Here is a 21,446-nt window from a genome sequence, read left to right on the forward strand (position 1 = left end):
CAACTACTCCTTAAGCACAGATTCAATGTAAATTGATGGATCCATTATTTGTTCAGCGATCTGTAATGAATAATTGAATACAGGTTCAGCGACAATACCCATTACAATCGTTAAAACTACAAGCGGTGCAGCTGGCAGCAGCATTTTACCGATGGACAATTTCGCCGCCGCTTCACCATGTTTCTGCTCGCCCCAGAATGCGTAGCCGAATATCTTCATCATAGATATGAGTGTTAAGAGTCCGACCAGCAGCGCAACGGCTGATATTATATGCTGACCTTCCTGGAAACCTGAAAGGATGATCGGGAATTTACTGAAAAAACCACTGAGCGGCGGAATACCGGCAAGCGATATTGCAGTGATGAAAAACATCCATGCAAGTGCCGGATGCGTCTTAAACAATCCGCCCATTTGCTTGATGTCGCTCGTACCTGTGATTTTTTCGGCAGCCCCCGCAAACAGGAATAACCCGGTTTTTACAACCATGTGATGGGCGATGTAGAATATTGCACCGGCAACAGCCAGCGGCGTGAATATACCGAGACCCATGACCATGTAGCCGACCTGGGAAATGATGTGATACGACAATATGCGTTTAAAATCAAATTGGGATACAGCACCAAGTACCCCGAAAAGCATTGTAAGTCCGGCGATGACCGTAATCAGACCTTTGTGGGTGAATAAAGGCTCATGATAAAAGATCAGTGTGAACATACGGATGATTGCATAGATTCCCACCTTGGTCAGCAGACCGCCAAAAAGTGCTGCGATTGCTGCCGGCGGTCCCCAATAGGAGTTTGGCAGCCAGAAGTATAGAGGGAACAGTCCGCCTTTCAATGCAAAAACGATAAAGAACATGACAGCGATAATATTAATGGCACCCGTCTGGTCCATCGCTGCCACACGCTCTGATATCTGTGCCATATTCAGCGTTCCAGTCACAGAATATATCCAGGCAATCGCCACTATGAATAAAGCAGATGAAAACACATTTATAACGATATATTTGAATGATTCTCTAAGCTGGTATTTCGTACCGCCATGGACAATCAATCCATATGAAGCAAGCAGCAGCACTTCGAAAAATACAAACAGGTTGAAGATGTCGCCAGTTAAGAAAGCGCCGTTCACGCCCACCATAAGGAAAAGGTAGAACGGATAGAAATAAGATTTTTCCCTTTCGGGTGAAATGGTTGTAAATGCAAAGAACAGACAGGCCACACTGAGGATACTGCTCAGCAATACCATTAACGTGGCAAAACTATCCGCCACCAGCACAATGCCGAAAGGTGCAGCCCAATCACCGGCTTCTGCAGTAATCACGCCATTCTGAAAAGCTGCCGCTGCCAGATATATTGAAATGGCCAATACCACAATAGACGCAGCGCCGCTTATAATCCGCTGAAGTCTGTGTCTTTTAGCAAACAGCATCAATAGCGCGCCGATAAAAAATGGAACGATTATTGGCATGAAAATCAAGTTACTCATCTATACTGCCCCTCAAATCTTCTAAGTCATCTAACTCATGTTCTTTATACATTCTATAGACCAACACGATCAAGAATGCCGTTACTCCAAAAGCAATCACAATCGCTGTCAAAACCAGCGCCTGCGGCAGCGGATCTGTATAGCTTTCTTCATTAAAGTTTAAAAGCGGCGGTGCGCCGCGCTGCAGTCCCGACATCGTGATCAGCAGCAGATGGTTGCCATGGGACAGTATCAATGTGCCCAGAACGACACGGATAATATTCCTTGACAAAAGCATATATACAGCCACGCTGAATACGATGCCTATGACAATCGACATTGCTATTTCCATTATATGTCGTCCTCCTCAATCCTTAATATTATCGCCATTACAGCGCCCACAACAACCATATATATACCTATATCAAATGGTAATGCCGTCGTGAGCTCAACCTCACCGTAGACCGGGAACTGAAAATAATCAAAAAACTGTGTCAGAAAAGGAAAACCGAGAATCATCGATACAATGCCTGTCCCCAGAGCCAGGAGCAGTCCGAGACCGATCACCATTTCAAAATTGATGGGCAGTGCTTTTGAAATACTTTTCACATCGAAAGCAAGGTACAGTACCAGAATCGCACTTGCCGTCATCAGCCCTCCGATAAACCCGCCGCCGGGGCTGTTATGCCCGGCGAGCAGCAGATAGAATGAAAAGGCGAATATAATGATCGCCACGATACGGATCGTTACCTGAAGCATCATATCATTTGGCCTGATGGGCTTCATACATCCTCACTCCCTTTGAATCTCAGTTTGATCATCGACACGACACCGATGGCAGCGAGACCGAGCACCAGAACTTCCATTAATGTATCCAGACCACGGAAATCAACCAGAATGACATTGACGATATTATATCCGCCGGCCAGTGATTTTGCATTTTCTGTGAAAAATTCCGAGATGCCCGTATAGCCTGCCTGTCCGCCCAGAGTAAATGCACTGATCGATCCCAGTGTAACCATCACCCCGACACCGATTGAAATGATCAGCCGCGGTGCTTTTATCATCGGACGAGTCTTTTCTTTCCATAGCTTCGGCAGATGTTTAAATGCAAGGACGAGCATTATAACTGAGACCGTCTCGATCAACAGCTGGGTCAAAGCCAGGTCAGGTGCACGGAAAACAGTAAACATGAGTGCCACAAGGAATCCCGCAAAACCGGTAACGATGATTGCTGTAATCCTGTTATTGATAAATGGCACCGCAATCACTGAAGCAACTAATAATAACATGAGCCCCCACATGTAAGGATCGATACCAGAAAGGTTTTCTGTGCTAATGACAAATGCATCGAAACGGAGCATCGTGTATATGAACAACAGGATGGCAAAGGCACAGATATACATCAGATAATCTCTTAACCTGCCGGTCATCTGAATGCGTGTCAGGAACTGTGAACCTTTGATCAGCCCTTCATAACCGGTGTCGTAGACCGTGTTGAAAACATCATTTTCCCTGTGATAGAAAGGCAGCTTAGACCATTTTTGCATTGTCATATAGAGGAGTGACCCAAATAATACAACACCGATGGTCATCATCAACTCGATATTGAAGCCGTGCCAGTGATAGATATCCACTTCGAAGAATTCACCCGCACCGATCATACCGGGCAGTATTCCGCGCATTGCGGGTTCAATCAATGAGTATGCAAGAATATTCGGGAACAGGCCGATAACCACAACGAGCAGAATCAGGATGGCAGGACTCACCAGCATCCCAATCGGCGCTTCATGCACATGTCGGGTTTCCAGTTTTTCAGGCCGGAATTTGCCGGTGAATGTCCGGAAGAAAATAATCGCACAATAAAGAAAAGTAAAGATACTTGCAATCCACGCAACAACCGGCAATATCACCGTCCATGTCTCAATGCCGAATATGCCGTATTCCGTAATATATGTCATCGCATTGAAAAACATTTCCTTACTTAAAAAGCCGTTGAGCGGCGGCAGGCCCGCCATGGAAGCCAGACCGATAAACGAAAGCGTTGCGGTAATCGGCATAATTGTCAACAGACCGCCGAGATTACGGATATCCCGCGTCCCTGTTTCATGATCGATGATACCTGCTGCCATAAACAGCGCCCCTTTAAAGGTCGCATGGTTAATCAGATGGAAAACTGCCGCGATGATTGCAGTAACGTAAAGCGCATTATCACCATCTCCGAAATAATAGGCGGCAGAACCGGCACCGAGCAGACTCATGATCATACCCAGCTGGGAAACCGTGGAAAATGCCAGAATAGCCTTAAGATCTTTCTGTCTGACCGCTGACACTGCCCCCCATATCATGGTGGTCAGTCCGGCAGCCGTCACAATCCAGAACCACTCTGCATTGCCGCCGAACACCGGGGTCATCCGTGCGACCAGATAGATACCTGCTTTAACCATCGTTGCAGAATGCAGATACGCACTGACCGGCGTCGGTGCTTCCATCGCATCCGGCAGCCAGATATGGAACGGGAACTGCGCAGATTTAGTAAATGCGCCGAGCAGTACCAGAATCATGGCTGGCAGCAATAATGGGCTGTTAACCACCGGCTCCAAATTTGCTACGATGCCCTGGATGCTGAAAGTCCCTGCCATTATGTAGATCAGGGAGAAACCCGCAAGCATGGAGAGTCCGCCGAACACTGTGATATACATGGACTTCTGGGCACCGTAAATGGACTTATCCCGATAGTACCAGTAGCTGATCAAAAGCGACGAGGAAATGCTGGTCATCTCCCAGAATACATAGAGTACAATGAGGTTGTCTGATAGGACGACACCGAGCATCGCCCCCATGAAGAGCAGCATATAGACATAGAAATTATTGAGTTTTTCGGTGCGTTTATCCAGATAATAGACTGAGTACAGTATGATCAACGTGCCGATGCCGGTAATGAGGAGCGCGAATAACAGACTCAGTCCATCGATATACAAATCAAAATTTATGCCGAGTGACGGCACCCAGGCCATCGAACTCATCAGCGTTTCGCCTGCAGCAGTCACCGGTATGAAAGTCAGGAAATATATAAACAAAATCAATGGTATAAAAAGCACAAACCATCCGGTATGTATACGTTTTATATATTTGAATAGAAACGGTATCAAGATGGCAAGCAAAAAAGGCGTAAGTGTAGCAAAGTGCAACGCAGACAAGTGATTTCCTCCTCCGATAAATGACAAATGACAAAATTTTCAACTTATTTTTCAAATAATTTAACACATTTAACTATAACATAGACTTTTCTATCAAATAAAAATAAACCTGTCCAAACAGGCATACGTATGCCCCTTTTGTGACAGGCTCCTCCAGGTAATGATTTATTTTTTTTATCAGATGAAAAACTCAAACTTTCATAAATATCATATCGTTCAAAACTTCTGAAAAGTCTGGACAAGAGATATTTTAAAGGAATTACCCATCGGTGTCAACTGAAAGCGAAAAGGATTACATTCATTCCTGTCTGTTTTTCTTTACCGCCATGGTGCATCTTGAAAGACATACCAATGCTTCTTTCTCATCTGTGATTTCAATCTCCCAGATCTGGGTACTGCCGCCGGGATGCCGGCATTCAGCTTTGGCAGTAAGCATGCCGTCACGCTTTGTTTTCACATGGTTGGCGTTGATCTCCATGCCGAATGTGATCTCATCATCTTCGATCAGTCTGGATGCCCCAATGCTCGCTGCAGTTTCTGCCAGGACGACATTCGCACCGCCATGAAGGTACCCGTGAGTCTGCAGCACTTTTTCCGACACAGGCATCTGCATGACCATAATTCCTTTTTCTTCCCTGACAATCTCGATGTCGAGAAGATCGATCAATCCTTTGAAATTACTCATGAACACGGTCTCCTTCCATATATTTGACGATGGTATGAATCATAACACCCGTCGCCCCTTGGGGGCCGTACGGCGTCTGTTTTGTTTTTGTTCCAGTACCTGCAATATCAAAATGGATCCACGGCGTGCCATTAGTGAACTGTTTGATGAATCCTGCCGCAAACGAGGCCCGGCCGGGCTTTTCCACATGATTGACAATGTCAGCGACTTCTGAAGACCTGACATTCGCTTCCTCGATCTCTGTAATCGGCAGAGGCCACATCGTTTCCCCTGTCTCTCTGCTCAGTCTGAGGATATCATCCAGGAAATCCGGCGATTTATTCGTAAATACGCCTGTGCGTTCTGTGCCGAGGGCTGCGACTACAGCCCCGGTCAATGTCGCAAAATCCATGATCAGACTTGGCGAATACTGGGAGGCATGGAATACAGCATCCCCGAGTACCAGCCGGCCTTCCGCGTCCGTGTTCTTCACTTCAACCGTCTGTCTGCTGTAGGATGTATAGACATCATCCGGGCGCATACCGTTACCGTCCACCATATTCTCCGCCAGTGCAACCACCGCAACGACGTGCACCGGCAGTTCCATTTCACATATTGCATTGAGCATGCCAATAACGTTTGCCGCACCGCTCATATCATATTTCATCCCGGGCATTCCTGTTTTCGTTTTAATGGAATATCCGCCGGTATCGTAAGTGATGCCCTTACCGACCAGTGCAATCGGTTTGCAGTGTGCAGCATCCGGGTGGGCATATTTTATGGTGACAAGCCGCGGCTTTGCTTGTGATGCTTTCCCTGCTGCAGTAATCAGGCCATAGCCTTCCGCTTCCAATGTCTCGTCATCTTTCACTTCACCGGAAACATATTCGTTGTCTGTGAATATCGCTGCAATTTTATCGGCCATATGTTGCGGTGTCATTATATTCGGCGGGGTTTCACTGAAATCGCGCGCCATGGCAATACTTCTGCCCAGCTTCTGATAGCGTTCAATTTCCGCTTCTGCGTCTTTGGCACCGGTCACTGTGACGGCCGCTTCGTTGGTGAACAGCGATTTTCTGTCCGTTTTATACGATTCGAACTCATGGACACTGATGACAGACATCAGCCCGAATGCTTCTGCAGGTCTTATCGGGGCATACTTGAATGTCTCGAATAAAACCTGCACACGCTGTGTATCCGTTTCTTTTAAAAATTGGAATAATTTACCGAATATGTGCTGTAAATCTGTCTGCTCAAGTATATTTGTATCTCCCAGACCCACCGCAATCACTTTGCGGTAATCTCTTTGTATCGTCACGCCGGTTGTGGTGATATCACCCATTTCTGAAGAGAGCACTTCCTCTTTTATACTGTCTGCAAGCATGCCATTTAACAGAGAATCCACTTCATCGCGGTTCTTCATTTCGTTTAAATTGGAAGGCAGACCGATAACGATCGCTTCATCTGTCGCTGCGTATTTATCACGATAGCTAATATTCAAAATTCCTACCTCCTAGAACATCTGGTAGCCTGCATTCCTTAAGTAGCGGATCGTCATACCTGCAAGAATAATACCGACGAGTCCGCCGCCAAGCATAATGATGTCAGCCAGATACAGGTTAGTCAGATTATTTCCGAGTGTCGAAAATGCCTCGGATGTATTTGTAAAGTATTCTGCGCTTGAGATTCCGTCCACGATCAGCACCACGATCACCGGATAGACCAGAACCATCAGCCATGTCGTTTTCAATATCATATTAAGTATAAAACTGATGCCGTAAAACAGAACAAAGAAGAGCAGCATGGACAGCAGCAATTGGATGATCGACATTGATAAATAACCTCCACATTAAAAAATGGCACGGGCATTGAAAGAATGCCCATGCCAGACTGATCAATTAAATTATAATAGTTTGCCTTTGGAGTATGCAAGCATCGGCCCGCCGACTTGAAGGATAGCCCTGGAATCGATGACGCGCTTCATAAAGGCTGCTTTCCTGCCTTTAATTTCACGTCCAAATACAAGTCCGATGCCATCATTTGGCCCCAGGGAGCATACGGTTCCTTTGTCATCATATTCAAATGGGACCCGTCTCTCCTTATTTAAGGTCAGGGCAATATTTTTCGCTGTATGCTGACCCAGCTGCATTGCAATTTGTGCCGTTGTCGGATACGGACGGGCGTCCTCACCTTCGCCGTTCATCACAGCGGCCACGTCGCCGATCGCATAAATATTGTCATAGCCTTCAATTGTCAGATCAGGGGTGACCACAATGCGTCCGCGTTTAACACCGTCGAACGATGCTTCCATCAGGCTGTTGCCGCGCACACCCGCAGTCCAGATCACATTGTTCGCTTCAATCTGCTGTTCTTCATCATCAGCTTTAACCACAAATCCATCTTCATTCGCTGAGATAATCGGTGTGCCGACTTTGAATTCAACCCCGCGGTCTTCCAGATAGTTCACTGCATAGTCGACAAGATTTTCAGGGAACATCGGCAGCATATTCGGCATAGCTTCTACGCATGTAATCTTCACTTTATTCTTATCGATTGCATATCTCTCACACAGCTCAGGAATACTCACAGTCAGTTCCCCAAGGAACTCGACACCCGTAAATCCGCCCCCGCCGACAAGAATTGAAAGGTCTTTTTCATCACCTGAACTTCTGTAGTTCGCAAAGTTCTTTTCAATTTCCTGACGCGCCGCAATCGCTGTCTCCGGATCAACAATTGTATGTGCATGCTCATCCATGCCGTCAATACCGAACGATTCACTTTCAAACCCTAAGGCTACGACAAGAATATCATATTCGAAGTCTCCCTGATTGGTCTCCACCCGCTGCTCATCCTTGTGGATCGCGGTCACAGCTGCCGGAACAAACTTGACCTTCTGTGTATCCACGACTTTGTTGATCGGATAAGTGCCGCGTTCCCAATCGATTGTCCCTGCAGCTGTTTCGTGAAGCCAGGTTGATTCATAATGATATTCATCCCTGTTGATGAGTGTGATATCCGCATCCTGGAATGACAATTTCTTCTGCAAATTTGAGATTGTCTGAAGACCGGCATATCCGCCACCCAGCACGAGAATTTTCTGTCTCTCAAAACTCATTTACTGTCACCTTTTCTCTCCAAAAATTTATAGTTTTTTTAATGTAAACAGATAAAATAAAAAATCGCTAATATAACACTTTTAATATTAGCGATTTTCTTCACAAATTTCAAGCTATTCAAGCTTTTTTAACAATCTTCAGGCTTTCCGGAGACTTCTTTTGTACGGAAGGACGATCCGCAGCCGCACGCCAGTGAGGCATTTGGATTATCAATGGTAAAGCCGCCGCCCATCAATGATTCTTTGAAATCAATCACTGTGCCGTCAACCACCGGAAGGTCATTTTTATCTACAAGAACCTTAACACCGTGAAATTCGTATTCCTCGTCACGATCCTGTTTTTCTACTTCAGCAGCCATGCCGTATGTCAAACCTGAGCACCCGCCGCCCTGTACTTTGAATCTGAGGAATCCGTCCGGCAGATCGTTCTTTTGCAACATATCTTTCACTTCGTATGCAGCGCCTTCTGTTAATGTAACACTGGACATCATATCACTCCTCCATTTATACCTATTATATCATTTTCATCCCTTACTTCAAATCTTCGAACAATGCTTCTTCTTCCTGCTTATTTTTGTCTATTCTCTGATAGATTTTCTCAAGCAGTTTATCCGGTGTCGTCGCGCTGACGATTTTACCATCTACCAGAACGTAGTATGCTTTGCTGCAGAGCCCACAGTTGTAAAGACAACCATAGTCCAGGACATCGATTTCCGGATCTGCATCCAGCGTATTATATAAATCCTCTGTGCCTTTCAGCATATTAGAGGAACAAAATTCTATTAAAGTGAACATTACAGTCACCTCCGGTCATCATTCTTACGGGCTTCCATTGTAGTTTATCGTGTTAACTATTATAATGTACATTAGAGTATTATAAAACAAGGCGGTACTAACATGAAGAATATTGTTTGTCTTGGCGGCGGCTATGGGAACATGCGTTTTATACAGAGAATGCTTCCGAAGCTGCCCTCCGACTATAAGATTACGCTCGTCGATAAAAATCCATATCACGGGCTGAAAACTGAGTATTATGCACTTGCTGCCGGCACCAAAAGCGAAAAGAAAGTGCGCATGGGTTTTCCGGAAGATACACAGGTGGATATCATTTATGACACGGTCACAGAAATTGATATCGACAACGGCAGAGTCATTACTGAAAATAACGCCCTCGAATATGACAAACTCGTCGTCGGACTGGGATGCGAGGACAAGCACCACGGCGTGCCCGGTGCCAAAGCGCACACCTGCAGTATCCAGACGCTGAGAGAGTCACGGGCAACATTCGAAGCCATCGGTGATTTGACACCAAATGATACTGTCGGCATTGTCGGTGCCGGACTGAGCGGCATTGAAATTGCCAGTGAACTCCGCGAAGCCAGAAATGATTTATATATCAAACTCTTTGACCGCGGGGAACGGATCCTCCCGATGTATCCTGTCCGTCTGAGCGATTACGTGAAAAGATGGTTTGACGAAAATAACGTCGATGTCATTCCAAATTCAAATATCGTCAAAGTGGAATCCGACCATGTCTATAACAACAACGAGTCCCATGCACTCGATATATGCATTTGGACAGCCGGAGTACAGCCGGCCGAAGTTGTGCGCCGCATGCCTGTGGAATTTGGCCCGGGCGGCCGCGTGGTACTCAATCAGTACCATCAGGTGCCGGGGTATCAAAACGTCTATGTTGTCGGCGACTGCGCAGCACTGCAGCATGCACCCTCCGCACAGGTTGCAGAAGGTCAGGCGGAACAGATTGCTGAAGTGATGTCGGACATCGTTGCAGGCAGGGAACTGCCCGGTGAAATGCCTGATATTAAAATGCAGGGCATCCTGGGTTCCCTCGGTTCAAAAGAAGGCTTTGCCTACTTAAAAGAACGCACCGTCACAGGGCGCATCGCCCGCATGCTGAAAAGCGGCGTCCTCTGGATGTACAAACTTGGCAATAATTGATGTAAGTAAGACAGCCCCTGTCCAGTCATCACTGTCAGGGGCTGCTTGTATGTTTTGTCCTATATCGCTTAAAACACCTGTTCAATTTCTACGAACCCTGGAACCTCTTCAAGTAACGCACGCTCTATGCCCGCCTTCAGTGTGATCGTTGAACTTGGGCAGGTGCCGCAGGCGCCAAGCAGACGGAGGTTGACAACACCATCCTCTACATCTACGAGCTCACAGTCCCCGCCATCTCTCAATAGGAATGGGCGCAATTTATCAAGTACCTCATCAACTTGTTCGTACATTGTTTCCTGGCTTGTCGTCATAAAATTCACTCCCTATTAATTCGTACTCTTTTTTGTCTATTTATATTATAATAGATATAGAAGAAAAAATCCATCGTCTGAAAGGAGTATGTTTGTATGAAATATGTCGTCAACGTCTATGGACGTGATGTATTATGCGCCAGCTGTGTGAACGCGCCCGGGTCAAAAGAGACATATGAATGGCTGCAGGCTATCCTTGACCGGAAATACCCGGAACGTGATATCAACTACAATTATATAGATATGGACCGTGAAGAAAATCTTACTGATTATGATCAGGATATCATAGAACGCATTGATGATGATGAACTCTTCTACCCATTGGTCGCCATCAATGATGAGATTGTGCAGGATGGACACGTACAGCTGAAACCGATCAAAAGATGGTTCGAAGAAAAAGGCGCTTAAATCATTGATTCAATCCCCCGTGTCAGTCACAGGGGGATTTTTATAGGCCGTTATACCGCCGGCCTGAATCCGCGGGCCTGGAGTTTGCGGGCAAATGCGGCGGTCAGCACAGCAATAATCGCATCTTTAATGATGAACGGCAGCACCGCAATCCGAAGCGCCTCTGCAATCCCCGTCGGAGTACCGAGAACAACGTTGAAAATCAGCATGAAGTACAAACACCCGAGGGTAAAAGACACCAGTAATCCAATGATTCCCGCTGCCGCGGCAGCGATGAAATTCTTATCCTCCCCGGTGACGAGCCCTGCAAAGAACGCTGCGGGCATCAGCCCGAGTATAAATCCGAACGTCGGCGAAACCAGAGCGCCAATCCCCCCGCTTCCTGCAAAAACAGGCACACCGGCCAATCCGATACACATATACACAAAAGTGCTCAGCACCCCGAGTCTGGGTCCCAGAAGAAAACCGGTCAGCAATGCCATCGGCAGCTGGAAGGTCACCGGCACCGGCCCGACCGGTATTCTGATCTGCGCACCTATCGCTATTAATGCAGCAAACAATGCAGCATATATAAGATGCTTTGTTTTCATATCAGGTCTCCTTATGTATTGATATATACATAGTAGCATTGTCACGGGTCATTGTTAACCATTAATTTATTCCGGTTAACAATTTGTATGAGAAATGTCCTTCGCCCCATAATATTACGGTCATCGCCATGCGCACCACTTTAGTTTCAGCAAAAGAAAACCCCGGACTCAGTGCCGGGGCTGCCTCTAAATCAATCGTATTAAAAATTATTGGACCGGAGTGATGGCCTGGCCGCCATTCAACACTTCCATGATATTGTTCACACACAGATTCATCATGTTATTGCGGGTAGCAACGGAGGCGCTGCCGATATGCGGCAGCAGTGTCATGTTATTCAGTCCGACGAATGGGTGATCGGCCCCGATGGGTTCGTTCTCATAGACGTCCAGTGCTGCACCGCCGATTTCTCCTGATTTTACCGCTTCGGCCAGGTCCGCTTCTACAACATGGGCACCGCGTCCAATATTGATAAAATGTGCGGAGTTTTTCATGAGGGAGAACGCTTTTTTATCAAATGTATGCTTGGTCTGATTCGTCAGGGGGGCTGAACATAAGACAAAATCGGATCTTTCCAGCATGGATTCGAAACTTGTGAGTTTAGCGCCGAGTGCTCTGGCCTCTTCTGATTCACTTCTGTTGTGATAAAGCACATTGCAGTTGAACCCTTTCAACCGTCTTGCAAATGAGACACCGATGGATCCCATGCCGAAGATGCCGATGGTTTTGCCGAACACATCTGTACCCGCCATATGATACGGACTCCAGCCGGACCACTCGCCGTCCATGAGTTCCTGATTGGCTTCAAGGACTCTGCGTGCGGATGTCAGCATTAAAGTGAAGGCGAGTTCTGCTGTTGTTTCCGTCAACACATCAGGTGTGTTTGCGATTACAACCTCACGACGTTCCGCTGCTGCCAGATCAATATTGTCAAAGCCGACAGCCAGATTTGCAACCACTTTCAACTCCGGTGCATTCTGAAGCATTTCCTCATCCACTTTATCACTCAGCATCGTTAATACTGCATGAGCATCCCGGGTCTCTGCCAGAAATTTCTCGCGCGGCATCGGCTGTTCATCCGCTTCCCAGACAATGACTTCAAAATCCTTTCGCAGTTTCTGCAGCATATCCGGATTAATATTGCGGGTTATAACGACCTTTTTCAATTAATCGACACTCCATTCTGTTAGGTTGTTTATCATATATGTTGGCTGCTTTTCCTTAGCTTCAACGACTTCCCGTGAGCTCACACCGGTGTTTACATGTAAAGTATCCACGCCCCCGTTGATCCCTGTCAATATATCTGTATCATAATTGTCACCCACCAGCAGCACCTCCTCTTTTGGAAGATTGAGGGTGTCCACGGCGGCATCCAATATGATCCCCTGCGGCTTGCCGATGACAATGGGTTCTGCGCCCGTCGTCGTGGTGAGCACGGAGATCAGTGCCCCGGCGCCGGGTACGAACCCCCTTTCAGTCGGGAATTTCTTATCGGGGTTCGTGGCAATCAGTTTGGCACCCTTGCCGATAAGAAGGGCAGCATTGGATAATTTCTCATAAGTGATGTCAGTATCCAGCCCCATCACGATATAATCCGCATCTGTTTCTGTAACCCTTATCCCTGAATCTTCAAGTGTTTGTTTCAGAGAATCTGTGCCGATGACGTATGCTCTCCCTTCAGGATCCGTTTCTTTAAGATAGGCTGCCGTGGCCATCGATGATGTATAAAGCGTTTCGGGTTTAATATCAAACCCCATATCGATGAGTTTCTGAGCCGCTTCCGCCTGCGTCTTCGTCGCATTGTTCGTCAGAAAGACATACGGAATCTGCGCTTTATTCAACCGGTCAATAAAATCAATCGCTCCGTCAATCAGGGCACTGCCGCTGTACATCGTGCCATCAAGATCGACCAGGTAACCTTTATACGTCATGCTGGCCTCCTTTGAATGCTGTAATTGCCTGCCCCTCATTTTCAAAGAAGTTATAGACATTCTGTTTATAGTCTCTGTAGGCAGAAAGGTTTCGATTAAAAGCATTCTTCATTTCAGAACGGTCGAGATTCATATATTTGCGGGTCAGTTCGTTACGCCATTTGAAGGTCTCTCCAAATCTCCTGTTATCCTCCGCAGGAATCACACCTTCATTTTCCATGATATCCATGACATCCTGATAGCTCCCCGGGTCCCGCAGGATAAAGGCATCGATAATCATATTGCCGACATCCACAGATGACTCGATCAGCATATGACAGATCCGTTCCAGGGCCATCCCCTCTGCCTGTTCAAACTGAGCCGTCAGATCTTCAATATAGTCAAGACGGCGGATGAGATCATCTTTATCAACAAAATACATTGCAGACACTCCTTTTGTATCGTTCCTATTATATGATAGCATAATTTAAATTAAACTGAACCGGCAGGTTCCAGCTCTCTTTGACAGACTTCGTTCTGAATATGAAGAATGCCCAAAATCCCATGCGGATTTTGGGCTGTTTCATCTCTTTTTTAATTTTTACCCGCCGATTCATGCTGGGCGAGTGTCTTGTTTCCAGAGGCTGATTCGGCTTTCTGATGCCGCTTTCCACCGGAGCTCTGATGTTCCTGGTCCCTTGCGTCTGAGGCCGCTGATATTTCATCCGCATCAGCTGCCTGACCCATTTTTGGGTCAGGCAGCTCACCTTGCTCCTGTTTTTCCCTGATTTCGGACTTGCTCAATTTTCTTACAACAAAATAGGCACATCCGAAATTGCAGTACTCATACAGGTAATCCTGTATGGCACTGAATTTCTTATCTCTCTCCGCCTTAGTCTTACTATCTCTGAAGAAGCCGGCCAGCCGCAGCTTTTCATAGCCGATATCTCCGACGACATAATCATATTTGTTGAGGACTTCACTGTACTTATCGACAAACTGCTCTTCATCAAAAGCATCTCTGTAGTCCTCTATCAGCTCAAAATACATATGATTTATCGTAATCATAGATTTACTCACCCTTCAGTAATTCCTCACCTTTCGCATGTTTGACTTTTTCTGCAGCATTGACCTGCTCGTCAGCTAAGAAAGGTTACCTATATCGTAGCATACTTAATTCATTTTATGAGAGTATAAATAATTATTATTCAGACAAATATGACACAATACACCCATCTTATACGCAACCCCGAACAGAATGATATCCGGAGTGTGCGTACCGATTACGCCTTTTTAACGATGGGTGAATACACGAATCTTGAAATGACAGTGACGACTGCGAGCAGAATCGCAATTGTCACCAGCGACAGCCATACACTGGTGGTCAGTCCGAGTACAACATAGCCGACAAGTGCAATTCCAGCAGAAATCAGTGCATAAGGCAACTGTGTAATCACATGTGAAATGTGATTGCTCCCCGCTCCCGTAGAGGAAAGGATGGTGGAGTCTGATATCGGTGAACAGTGGTCACCGAAAACCGCCCCCGCGAGTACTGCTGCTATGCCCGGCAGGAGCAGATCAGTCGCGCCGAGTGAAATCATAATTTCACCGGTAATCGGAATGAGTATGCCGAATGAGCCCCAGCTCGTCCCCGTGGCCACTGCCATCAGACATGCAATCGCAAATACCACTGCCAGCAGCATGCCTGTCGGCAGATTGGATTGTTCAACCATTGCACCGAGCAATTCTCCTGTACCGAGTGCCGAGATGAGCTCGCCGATCATCCACGCAAGCGTCAATACCATTATGGCGGGAAACATCGCCATGAAACCGGTTTTCACACCAAGCCAGATTTCTGTCCTGCCAAAATTATTATCCTGCCTGGTATATTTGAAATAATAGAACAATGCGACAATCAGACCGGCAGCCCCGCCTGCAAGCAATGAATGTGTCACGAGCGTGTTTTCGAATATTGACAGCAGGTTCCAGGACCCCCCGGTATTTGCACCGGTAATGATCATCGCGATGACAACGGTGACAGCGAGTGCCAGAATCGGCACGATCAACGCCCTGGCTGAGCCCTGTTCATGTATTGGCAGACCTTCATCCCCGTCCCCCGGGGTGTCCCTGCCTGTATCTGCAAGCTGACCTTCATTGATGGCACGCTCCTCGTGTTTGCGCATCGCTCCGATATCAAAACGTGTGATGATAACGATGAACATCATGGCAAGTGCCGTGAGCACGTAAAGATTCATCGGGATCATATAGATAAATGCCTGGAACGGTGTCACAGCAACAAGGCCCCCCGCGGCAAGCAGCGGGGCGACCAGCCCCATGATACCCGCACCCCAGCTGGATATCGGTGCAATCACCGATATAGGTGAAGCTGTCGTATCGATCAGATAGGCGAGTTTAGCTCTTGAGACACTATACTTATCCGTCAGGGGTTTTGCCACCTGACCGACAATCAAAGCACTGAAATAATCATCGATGAATACGATGATGCCCAAGCATGCGGTGGCCAGACTGGACCCGCGCCTGGACTTCACTTTTGTCAGCGCCCATGCTGTAAATGCTTTGGCGCCCCCCGACATATTCATGAATGCCGTCATCATGCCAAGCAATGTCAGGAATATGAGGATAAATGCATTCCATGTGTTGATCGCGCCCTCTGAAACGAATATCATAGCGAATGAATCCCATATGAGCCCGAGCGTCTCCATGACACTGCCGCCTGCAACAACAAATGCAGACGTCAGGATGCCGACACCGAGACTGATACCCACCCTGCGTGTAACCACAACGAGCAGGAGCGTCAGAAGCGGCGGCACAAGCGATATATATTCCCAGTTTAAAATGCTTTCCATCTATGTTACCTCCACCCAGATTTTCAATATGAATAAAGAACGCCACAGCAGCATTACAGAATTAGCCACTGTGACGTCCGATCACTAAGTGTAGCGCATCATCGTAATGACAGCACCCGATCTGTTAAATCGGGCCCCAGCCCGGTCTGCCACCGCAGACCCGGACTTCGGCGATCTTCCCTTTCTCCACAGTTCAATGCACGTCCGCTCGTTGTGGATACTGATGAAAATCGCAGCCTCTACCTTCCGTTCTTCAATTAACATTCATATTATACCATAGAAATCCGCATGATAAAATGCGTCGATTCAATATAGTCTTAATTATCATTCACAAAAGAACCTGTACCCTCTGATCTGGCATCGCTGGGTTCCTGCCGATCTGCAGCTGCGTTCAATTTGCGAATGTCGGTGCGGATCAGCAGGGAAATAATCAGTGCCAGAACAAACATCGCTGTAAAGATATATAGTGTCAATGTATAGCTGGACGTGGCCTCATAGATCGTCGATACGATAAACGGACCGGCCAGCCCTGCAGCTGCCCAGGCTGTTAATATATAGCCATGGATGGCGCCGAGCTGTTTCGTGCCAAAGATATCACCAATATACGCAGGTATCGCAGCAAATCCGCCGCCGTAACATGAAATCATGATGAACAGCAGGATTGAGAACAAATATTCATTTGTAACAACCGGCAGTAATCCAAAAACTGCGATTTGAATCACAAAAAATGCAGTATATAAGTTCGGACGACCGATATAATCGGAAATAGATGCCCAGATGAGCCGGCCGCTGCCGTTAAAGACACCCATCACACCCACAATCAACGCTGCTGCTGCAGCTGTTACACCCGTAATTTCCTGGGCCATCGGGCTGGCTACGTTTAATATGGCGATGCCACAGGTCACGTTAATGAACAGCATCAGCCATAAGAAATAAAACCTTTTCGTTTTCACCGCTTCATTCGCTGTCAGCTGGACAAGGTCTTCGGCTGGTGCCGCCTGAGTGTCTGTTGACTGGCTGTCGGACTGACTGCCGCTTTTAGGGGAATAGCCTTCAGGCGGCTTTTCCAGATACAGACTGGATATAAGCATAATGAGCAGATAGGCGGCCGCCAGTATGTAAAACGTGGCAGGAATGCTCAATGTCACCATCAGATATTCCATCACTGGACTGGCAATCATGGCAGCAAAGCCAAACCCCATAATCGCAAGACCTGTTGCCATCCCTCTTCTATCCGGGAACCATTTGACGAGCGTGGACACGGGCGTGATATAACCGATGCCGAGACCAATACCGCCGAGCACCCCATATCCTAAATATAACAGCCATAAACTTTCGATTGAAACTGCATAGCCTGCAACCGCCATCCCGGCAGCGAAGAATATTGTCGATACAACTCCGGACACTCGCGGACCATATTTCTCAACGAAATGCCCCATAAATGCCGCTGAAAGCCCAAGGAATAAAATGGCCAGGCTGAATGTGAATGATACGTCGGATAATGACCAGCCAATTTCTTCCTGCAACGGTCCGGTGAATACGCTCCAGGCATAGACGGAACCGATTGAAATATGTATGCCCACCCCAGACAGCGCAATTAACCAGCGATTCTTGTTAACTTCCAAAATCATACCCCCTTAAAAAAATCTACTATACAGATTAAAATGAAAGCGCTGTATAATATATGATAATACCATTATAATTATTATATTGCATTTTTACAATAACACTTTACAAAGAAAAAGCTGTACACGTAAGGCAGTTTCCCTATCGTGTACAGCTTGGATTAATGATGGATATCAGAAATGTAAAAGTGATTCATTTGGGCCGGATTCCCGTGTCAAATATACTTTTTAAATATGTCCCTCAGGAACTCAGGCATGAAATAACTTTTCTTCGAATACCTGAACTGCGGGAAAATCCGGCCGAAGGTATACATATCCAGTGTGCCCAATGTATATTTGCCTTTATCATCAATCGTTTCCCCGCCGATGAAATACTCTCTTTCCGACTGGATATAGCCGATGTCATAGGTCACGAAACAGCCGAATATGTCTCCCCGGAAACCGAGTCCGCGTATCACTTCATTTTTATGTTCATGCTTGGAGGCCTGGTTGATCACTTCTTTCAACTCCCGGCCCGTCAGCTCTATCTGAACCGTATTGATGGCATGCGGCAGCACTTTATGAAGGTCGTACTCCGTCATCGAACCGCCGTCAAACGGTTTGGCAATCAGACCGGTATGGACCAGCCCGGCGTCGCTGCCGGTGAATTTCTGAACCATCCAGGCCAGGAAAGTGACGAATCTGCTGGCGGAATAAAGCCGCCGGTCGATCGGCTCGAGACCTTCTTTGACAACTGTCTGAAGCATTTCTTTGCCGGCTTCATAATAGTTATCATCCACACCGGCCAACAGATCCGCTTCATACAATTCCGCCCGTTTCCTGGTAATTTTCCTGTCTTCAAATGTCAGCGTCACCTCGCCGACGAAATCGCCGAATCTGCCGGCCGCTGCCAGCAGTGTGTCCCCGACCCAGCTGCCTTCGGTGAAATAATGGTGGGTATGGGAACTTAGAATCACATCGATTTCAGGGAACATCATCGCCAGTGATTCGTCGTCATATCTGCCGAGATGACTCATCATGATGATGCAGTCCACTTCTGTATTAATCTCCCGGATGGCGCGGAGAATCCAGTCAAACGCTTCGGAAACTTCCCAGCCAAGCGCTTTGTAGAAAGGCGTGAATTCCACTGTGGCTGCGATAAATCCGAACTTGATGCCCTCTATCTCTTTGATCGTGTAGGGTTTGAAAAATGGATCGGTACTCCCCACTTCACGGAGATTAGCACAGATGACATCGAATGCTGCATCATCGTACAGGTGCTTCAATTCTTCCTTCTGGAGTGTAATGCCTTCGTTGTTGCCGATCGTCGCCACATCAACGCCGGCTTCATTGAGCATTCCCACATTGCCTCTGCCGAGCGTCGCTTCTGTATAGGGATGGGCCCGGTCAATATGGTCGCCAAGCTCCAGGTAGAACATACGGTCATGGTACTGGGTCTTTTTATTCTTTAAAAATGACATTATTTTTAAGTAGTTATATAAATGGCTGTGTATATCATTGGTATGGAAGAGTTTTATCTCCATCGGATCACCTCTAAAGGATTGTCTGTAGAATCATATAAACACCTAACAGGAACAGTACCGAGCGGAGCACGACAACCAGGGCATCGGAATTGAACTGACGATTGACTGATACCCCGATCTTCGCACCGACAAAAGCTGCCGGGAGGATGAACAGAGCGTACCAGTAATCCACGTTGCCCTGGATGATGTGGCCGAATGCAGCGGAGAGTCCTGAGAAGAAAACCATCATCATACTTGTTCCAATGGCAATGGAAGCCGGCATCCGGAAGGCTATCAGCATAAGCGGAGTCATCAGTGCACCGCCGCCGATACCAAAAAGTCCCGTGAAGAATCCGACGACAAACGTGGAAATGATTGCGACGTAGGGGGCGAAACCATAATGATGCGTCTGCCCCATATTGTCAACATGCGGTTTGACATAGCGTTCGTCCTGAAAGATTGTAATGGGCTTTATCCTGTTTCTTATGAGAAGCAGTGTGCTTAAAAATATGAGAAACAGCCCGAAATATAAATTAAAACTGTCTGCTGTAAAGAATCGGCTGACATAAGATCCGATGAAAGCCCCCGGCATGATGCCAAACAGAAATAATGCCCCGTTCTTTTTATCCACCTGGTTGCTCCTGCCATAGGACATCATGGCTGATAATCCGATGATAATCAGTATTAAGGCAGAAGTACCCACGGCGCTCTGCGGTGTCACACGTTCCAGAATACCTGCATCAATGCCGAAAAAGACAAGCAGCGGGACGATGATGACACCGCCGCCAATACCGATCAATGAACCGAGCGCAGCTGCAGAAAGCCCGATCAATATGAGTATGAGATATTCCATAAGCGTATCCCCTTTTGAAGTCCAATCATCATTTGCCTTTAATCCGGAACCGGACTTGCACTTATAGCGCAGAAAGCTGAACTTTCCTGCTTAAAACAATCTCAATTGCCTGGGTGAAAGCCCTTCATATTGGATCCCCATCAGTTTCAGAAAATCCATGGCGTTATTTGCTGCATGACCGCCTGAGTTGTTGTTGAACACGATAAATGTATCTTTTGTCTTATGGCTCAGAATTTCCACCTGCCGCTTTAACCATTCCAGTTCAGATTTGTTATAATCATATAGATACCTGACGTTACGCCACTCTTCACTCGAGCGGTCCTTTTGTGTCCATCCATGAACATTCCTGCCGTGCATCCGGATGAATGCTGTCTGGTCGGTCACTCTGTTGACAAATGGTATACTTCCTATACCCGCTTGAGGCTCATCGCAAATACTGTGAATCATATTATTATTGTATAAAAACGACAGCGTCTCTTCTTTGTAGTCAGGCTGAAACCATGTGCTGTTTCTGAATTCAACAGCAACCTTATAAGGTTCCAGCTGGGTTTTGGCATATTTGATATATCTGATATTCTTATGGTTACAATCAAACCACGGCGGGAACTGCAGCAATACGAAACCAAGCTTCCCCGCCGCTGCCATCGGGCGGAGCATATCGCGGAACGCCGAGAAAACATCTTTGATCGAGTCATAATACTCCCGGTAATCACTGTGTCCGGTCATAAACTGATGCGCTTTTACAACAAAGCGGAACTGCTTCGGCGTTTCGCTGCACCATTTTTCTATAGTTGAAGTCCGTTGTATGGCATAATAAGTGGCGTCCAATTCCACTATCGGAAAATGGGACGAATATGTAACGAGTTTATCTTTTTTATTCGTAATGCCGGTGTAGAGATCATCGTGATCTCCCCAGCCCGTTAACCCTGCATAAATCATAAAAATCACCTTAATTTATTGTAACACAATTTTACAGG

22 protein-coding genes, 1 pseudogene and 1 riboswitch are annotated in these 21,446 nt (G+C 46.8%); of the genes and pseudogenes, 2 read left to right on the forward strand and 21 right to left on the reverse strand.

Annotated elements, in window-relative coordinates:
* Positions 1 to 3: 3 nt before the first annotated feature.
* The 10 genes from G343_RS0109045 to G343_RS0109090 all read right to left on the reverse strand — a co-directional run bounded on the left by G343_RS0109045 (position 4) and on the right by G343_RS0109090 (position 9,241).
* On the reverse strand, positions 4 to 1,488 hold the full coding sequence (locus tag G343_RS0109045; RefSeq protein WP_020007818.1) for a Na+/H+ antiporter subunit D: 1,485 nt from the start codon (positions 1,486 to 1,488) through the stop codon (positions 4 to 6).
* On the reverse strand, positions 1,481 to 1,819 hold the full coding sequence (locus tag G343_RS0109050) for a Na(+)/H(+) antiporter subunit C (protein ID WP_020007819.1): 339 nt from the start codon (positions 1,817 to 1,819) through the stop codon (positions 1,481 to 1,483). The genes G343_RS0109045 and G343_RS0109050 overlap by 8 nt, the downstream gene beginning before the upstream one ends.
* A complete protein-coding gene (locus G343_RS0109055) occupies positions 1,819 to 2,253 on the reverse strand; it encodes a Na(+)/H(+) antiporter subunit B (RefSeq protein ID WP_020007820.1) in 435 nt (144 codons plus the stop codon). The genes G343_RS0109050 and G343_RS0109055 overlap by 1 nt, the downstream gene beginning before the upstream one ends.
* Positions 2,250 to 4,667, reverse strand: coding sequence for a Na+/H+ antiporter subunit A (locus G343_RS0109060; RefSeq protein WP_020007821.1), 2,418 nt, complete (start codon positions 4,665 to 4,667; stop codon positions 2,250 to 2,252). Before G343_RS0109060 ends, G343_RS0109055 begins: the two co-directional genes overlap by 4 nt.
* A gap of 298 nt (positions 4,668 to 4,965) precedes the next feature.
* A complete protein-coding gene (locus G343_RS0109065; protein ID WP_020007822.1) occupies positions 4,966 to 5,352 on the reverse strand; it encodes a PaaI family thioesterase in 387 nt (128 codons plus the stop codon).
* Complete coding sequence (locus G343_RS0109070; RefSeq protein WP_020007823.1) at positions 5,345 to 6,832, reverse strand: leucyl aminopeptidase family protein; 1,488 nt, start codon at positions 6,830 to 6,832, stop codon at positions 5,345 to 5,347. The genes G343_RS0109065 and G343_RS0109070 overlap by 8 nt, the downstream gene beginning before the upstream one ends.
* Before the next feature lie 12 nt (positions 6,833 to 6,844).
* The gene (locus tag G343_RS0109075; protein WP_020007824.1) at positions 6,845 to 7,162 is read right to left on the reverse strand and encodes a YuiB family protein; all 318 of its coding nucleotides are present in this window, start codon (positions 7,160 to 7,162) and stop codon (positions 6,845 to 6,847) included.
* Positions 7,163 to 7,234: 72 nt separating this feature from the next.
* Positions 7,235 to 8,446, reverse strand: a complete 1,212-nt coding sequence (locus G343_RS0109080; protein WP_020007825.1) for an NAD(P)/FAD-dependent oxidoreductase — start codon at positions 8,444 to 8,446, stop codon at positions 7,235 to 7,237.
* Between the two features lie 128 nt (positions 8,447 to 8,574).
* Positions 8,575 to 8,934: a HesB/IscA family protein gene (locus tag G343_RS0109085; RefSeq protein ID WP_026366341.1), complete on the reverse strand. Its 360-nt coding sequence runs from the start codon at positions 8,932 to 8,934 to the stop codon at positions 8,575 to 8,577.
* 43 nt (positions 8,935 to 8,977) lie between these two features.
* Positions 8,978 to 9,241: a YuzB family protein gene (locus G343_RS0109090; protein WP_020007827.1), complete on the reverse strand. Its 264-nt coding sequence runs from the start codon at positions 9,239 to 9,241 to the stop codon at positions 8,978 to 8,980.
* 102 nt (positions 9,242 to 9,343) lie between these two features.
* Here G343_RS0109090 and G343_RS0109095 point away from each other — a divergent pair, with 102 nt between their 5' ends.
* A complete protein-coding gene (locus G343_RS0109095) occupies positions 9,344 to 10,405 on the forward strand; it encodes an NAD(P)/FAD-dependent oxidoreductase (RefSeq protein WP_020007828.1) in 1,062 nt (353 codons plus the stop codon).
* A 68-nt stretch (positions 10,406 to 10,473) separates the two neighbouring features.
* Here the strand turns inward: G343_RS0109095 and G343_RS0109100 are convergent, their stop codons facing one another.
* Positions 10,474 to 10,716, reverse strand: a complete 243-nt coding sequence (locus G343_RS0109100; RefSeq protein WP_020007829.1) for a NifU family protein — start codon at positions 10,714 to 10,716, stop codon at positions 10,474 to 10,476.
* 96 nt (positions 10,717 to 10,812) lie between these two features.
* Between G343_RS0109100 and G343_RS0109105 the strand changes: the two genes are divergently transcribed.
* Complete coding sequence (locus G343_RS0109105) at positions 10,813 to 11,124, forward strand: YuzD family protein (protein WP_020007830.1); 312 nt, start codon at positions 10,813 to 10,815, stop codon at positions 11,122 to 11,124.
* Positions 11,125 to 11,174: 50 nt separating this feature from the next.
* Here the strand turns inward: G343_RS0109105 and G343_RS0109110 are convergent, their stop codons facing one another.
* The 10 genes and pseudogenes from G343_RS0109110 to G343_RS0109155 all read right to left on the reverse strand — a co-directional run bounded on the left by G343_RS0109110 (position 11,175) and on the right by G343_RS0109155 (position 21,408).
* On the reverse strand, positions 11,175 to 11,753 hold the full coding sequence (locus G343_RS0109110) for a biotin transporter BioY (protein WP_083931378.1): 579 nt from the start codon (positions 11,751 to 11,753) through the stop codon (positions 11,175 to 11,177).
* Between the two features lie 168 nt (positions 11,754 to 11,921).
* Complete coding sequence (locus G343_RS0109115) at positions 11,922 to 12,878, reverse strand: 2-hydroxyacid dehydrogenase (RefSeq protein WP_020007832.1); 957 nt, start codon at positions 12,876 to 12,878, stop codon at positions 11,922 to 11,924.
* On the reverse strand, positions 12,879 to 13,643 hold the full coding sequence (locus G343_RS0109120) for a TIGR01457 family HAD-type hydrolase (RefSeq protein WP_020007833.1): 765 nt from the start codon (positions 13,641 to 13,643) through the stop codon (positions 12,879 to 12,881). It lies immediately after the preceding gene.
* Positions 13,633 to 14,064, reverse strand: coding sequence for a DUF86 domain-containing protein (locus tag G343_RS0109125; RefSeq protein ID WP_020007834.1), 432 nt, complete (start codon positions 14,062 to 14,064; stop codon positions 13,633 to 13,635). The genes G343_RS0109120 and G343_RS0109125 overlap by 11 nt, the downstream gene beginning before the upstream one ends.
* 346 nt (positions 14,065 to 14,410) lie before the next feature.
* Positions 14,411 to 14,690, reverse strand: a pseudogene (locus tag G343_RS15955) (YutD family protein); the annotation flags it as partial.
* Between the two features lie 215 nt (positions 14,691 to 14,905).
* Entirely contained in the window at positions 14,906 to 16,489 is a 1,584-nt protein-coding gene (locus G343_RS0109135) for a Na+/H+ antiporter NhaC family protein (protein WP_020007836.1), read from the reverse strand.
* An 83-nt stretch (positions 16,490 to 16,572) separates the two neighbouring features.
* A riboswitch (Lysine riboswitch) is annotated at positions 16,573 to 16,739 on the reverse strand.
* 67 nt (positions 16,740 to 16,806) lie between these two features.
* The gene (locus G343_RS0109140) at positions 16,807 to 18,114 is read right to left on the reverse strand and encodes an L-lactate MFS transporter (protein ID WP_020007837.1); all 1,308 of its coding nucleotides are present in this window, start codon (positions 18,112 to 18,114) and stop codon (positions 16,807 to 16,809) included.
* Positions 18,115 to 18,329: 215 nt separating this feature from the next.
* On the reverse strand, positions 18,330 to 19,637 hold the full coding sequence (locus G343_RS0109145) for a bifunctional metallophosphatase/5'-nucleotidase (protein WP_020007838.1): 1,308 nt from the start codon (positions 19,635 to 19,637) through the stop codon (positions 18,330 to 18,332).
* 10 nt (positions 19,638 to 19,647) lie between these two features.
* Positions 19,648 to 20,469 carry a sulfite exporter TauE/SafE family protein gene (locus tag G343_RS0109150; protein ID WP_020007839.1) on the reverse strand — a complete coding sequence of 274 codons (822 nt, stop codon included), beginning with the start codon at positions 20,467 to 20,469 and terminating at the stop codon, positions 19,648 to 19,650.
* Positions 20,470 to 20,559: 90 nt separating this feature from the next.
* The gene (locus G343_RS0109155) at positions 20,560 to 21,408 is read right to left on the reverse strand and encodes a DUF72 domain-containing protein (RefSeq protein WP_020007840.1); all 849 of its coding nucleotides are present in this window, start codon (positions 21,406 to 21,408) and stop codon (positions 20,560 to 20,562) included.
* Positions 21,409 to 21,446 lie beyond the last annotated feature (38 nt).

Origin of the sequence: Salinicoccus albus DSM 19776, assembly GCF_000385175.1 — a bacterium.
GTDB classification, from domain to species: Bacteria; Bacillota; Bacilli; order Staphylococcales; family Salinicoccaceae; genus Salinicoccus; species Salinicoccus albus.

What these genes read in the sequence shown, in the direction of transcription:
- G343_RS0109080 (WP_020007825.1), bottom strand. Translation starts at nt 8,446, where the DNA reads ATGAGTTTTGAGAGACAGAAAATTCTCGTGCTGGGTGGCGGATATGCC.
- G343_RS0109055 (WP_020007820.1), bottom strand. Translation starts at nt 2,253, where the DNA reads ATGAAGCCCATCAGGCCAAATGATATGATGCTTCAGGTAACGATCCGT.
- G343_RS0109135 (WP_020007836.1), bottom strand. Translation starts at nt 16,489, where the DNA reads ATGGAAAGCATTTTAAACTGGGAATATATATCGCTTGTGCCGCCGCTT.
- G343_RS0109125 (WP_020007834.1), bottom strand. Translation starts at nt 14,064, where the DNA reads ATGTATTTTGTTGATAAAGATGATCTCATCCGCCGTCTTGACTATATT.
- G343_RS0109085 (WP_026366341.1), bottom strand. Translation starts at nt 8,934, where the DNA reads ATGTCCAGTGTTACATTAACAGAAGGCGCTGCATACGAAGTGAAAGAT.
- G343_RS0109050 (WP_020007819.1), bottom strand. Translation starts at nt 1,819, where the DNA reads ATGGAAATAGCAATGTCGATTGTCATAGGCATCGTATTCAGCGTGGCT.
- G343_RS0109045 (WP_020007818.1), bottom strand. Translation starts at nt 1,488, where the DNA reads ATGAGTAACTTGATTTTCATGCCAATAATCGTTCCATTTTTTATCGGC.
- G343_RS0109095 (WP_020007828.1), top strand. Translation starts at nt 9,344, where the DNA reads ATGAAGAATATTGTTTGTCTTGGCGGCGGCTATGGGAACATGCGTTTT.
- G343_RS0109110 (WP_083931378.1), bottom strand. Translation starts at nt 11,753, where the DNA reads ATGCTACTATGTATATATCAATACATAAGGAGACCTGATATGAAAACA.
- G343_RS0109075 (WP_020007824.1), bottom strand. Translation starts at nt 7,162, where the DNA reads ATGTCGATCATCCAATTGCTGCTGTCCATGCTGCTCTTCTTTGTTCTG.
- G343_RS0109100 (WP_020007829.1), bottom strand. Translation starts at nt 10,716, where the DNA reads ATGACGACAAGCCAGGAAACAATGTACGAACAAGTTGATGAGGTACTT.
- G343_RS0109120 (WP_020007833.1), bottom strand. Translation starts at nt 13,643, where the DNA reads ATGACGTATAAAGGTTACCTGGTCGATCTTGATGGCACGATGTACAGC.
- G343_RS0109155 (WP_020007840.1), bottom strand. Translation starts at nt 21,408, where the DNA reads ATGATTTATGCAGGGTTAACGGGCTGGGGAGATCACGATGATCTCTAC.
- G343_RS0109065 (WP_020007822.1), bottom strand. Translation starts at nt 5,352, where the DNA reads ATGAGTAATTTCAAAGGATTGATCGATCTTCTCGACATCGAGATTGTC.
- G343_RS0109150 (WP_020007839.1), bottom strand. Translation starts at nt 20,469, where the DNA reads ATGGAATATCTCATACTCATATTGATCGGGCTTTCTGCAGCTGCGCTC.
- G343_RS0109105 (WP_020007830.1), top strand. Translation starts at nt 10,813, where the DNA reads ATGAAATATGTCGTCAACGTCTATGGACGTGATGTATTATGCGCCAGC.
- G343_RS0109090 (WP_020007827.1), bottom strand. Translation starts at nt 9,241, where the DNA reads ATGTTCACTTTAATAGAATTTTGTTCCTCTAATATGCTGAAAGGCACA.
- G343_RS0109145 (WP_020007838.1), bottom strand. Translation starts at nt 19,637, where the DNA reads ATGGAGATAAAACTCTTCCATACCAATGATATACACAGCCATTTATAT.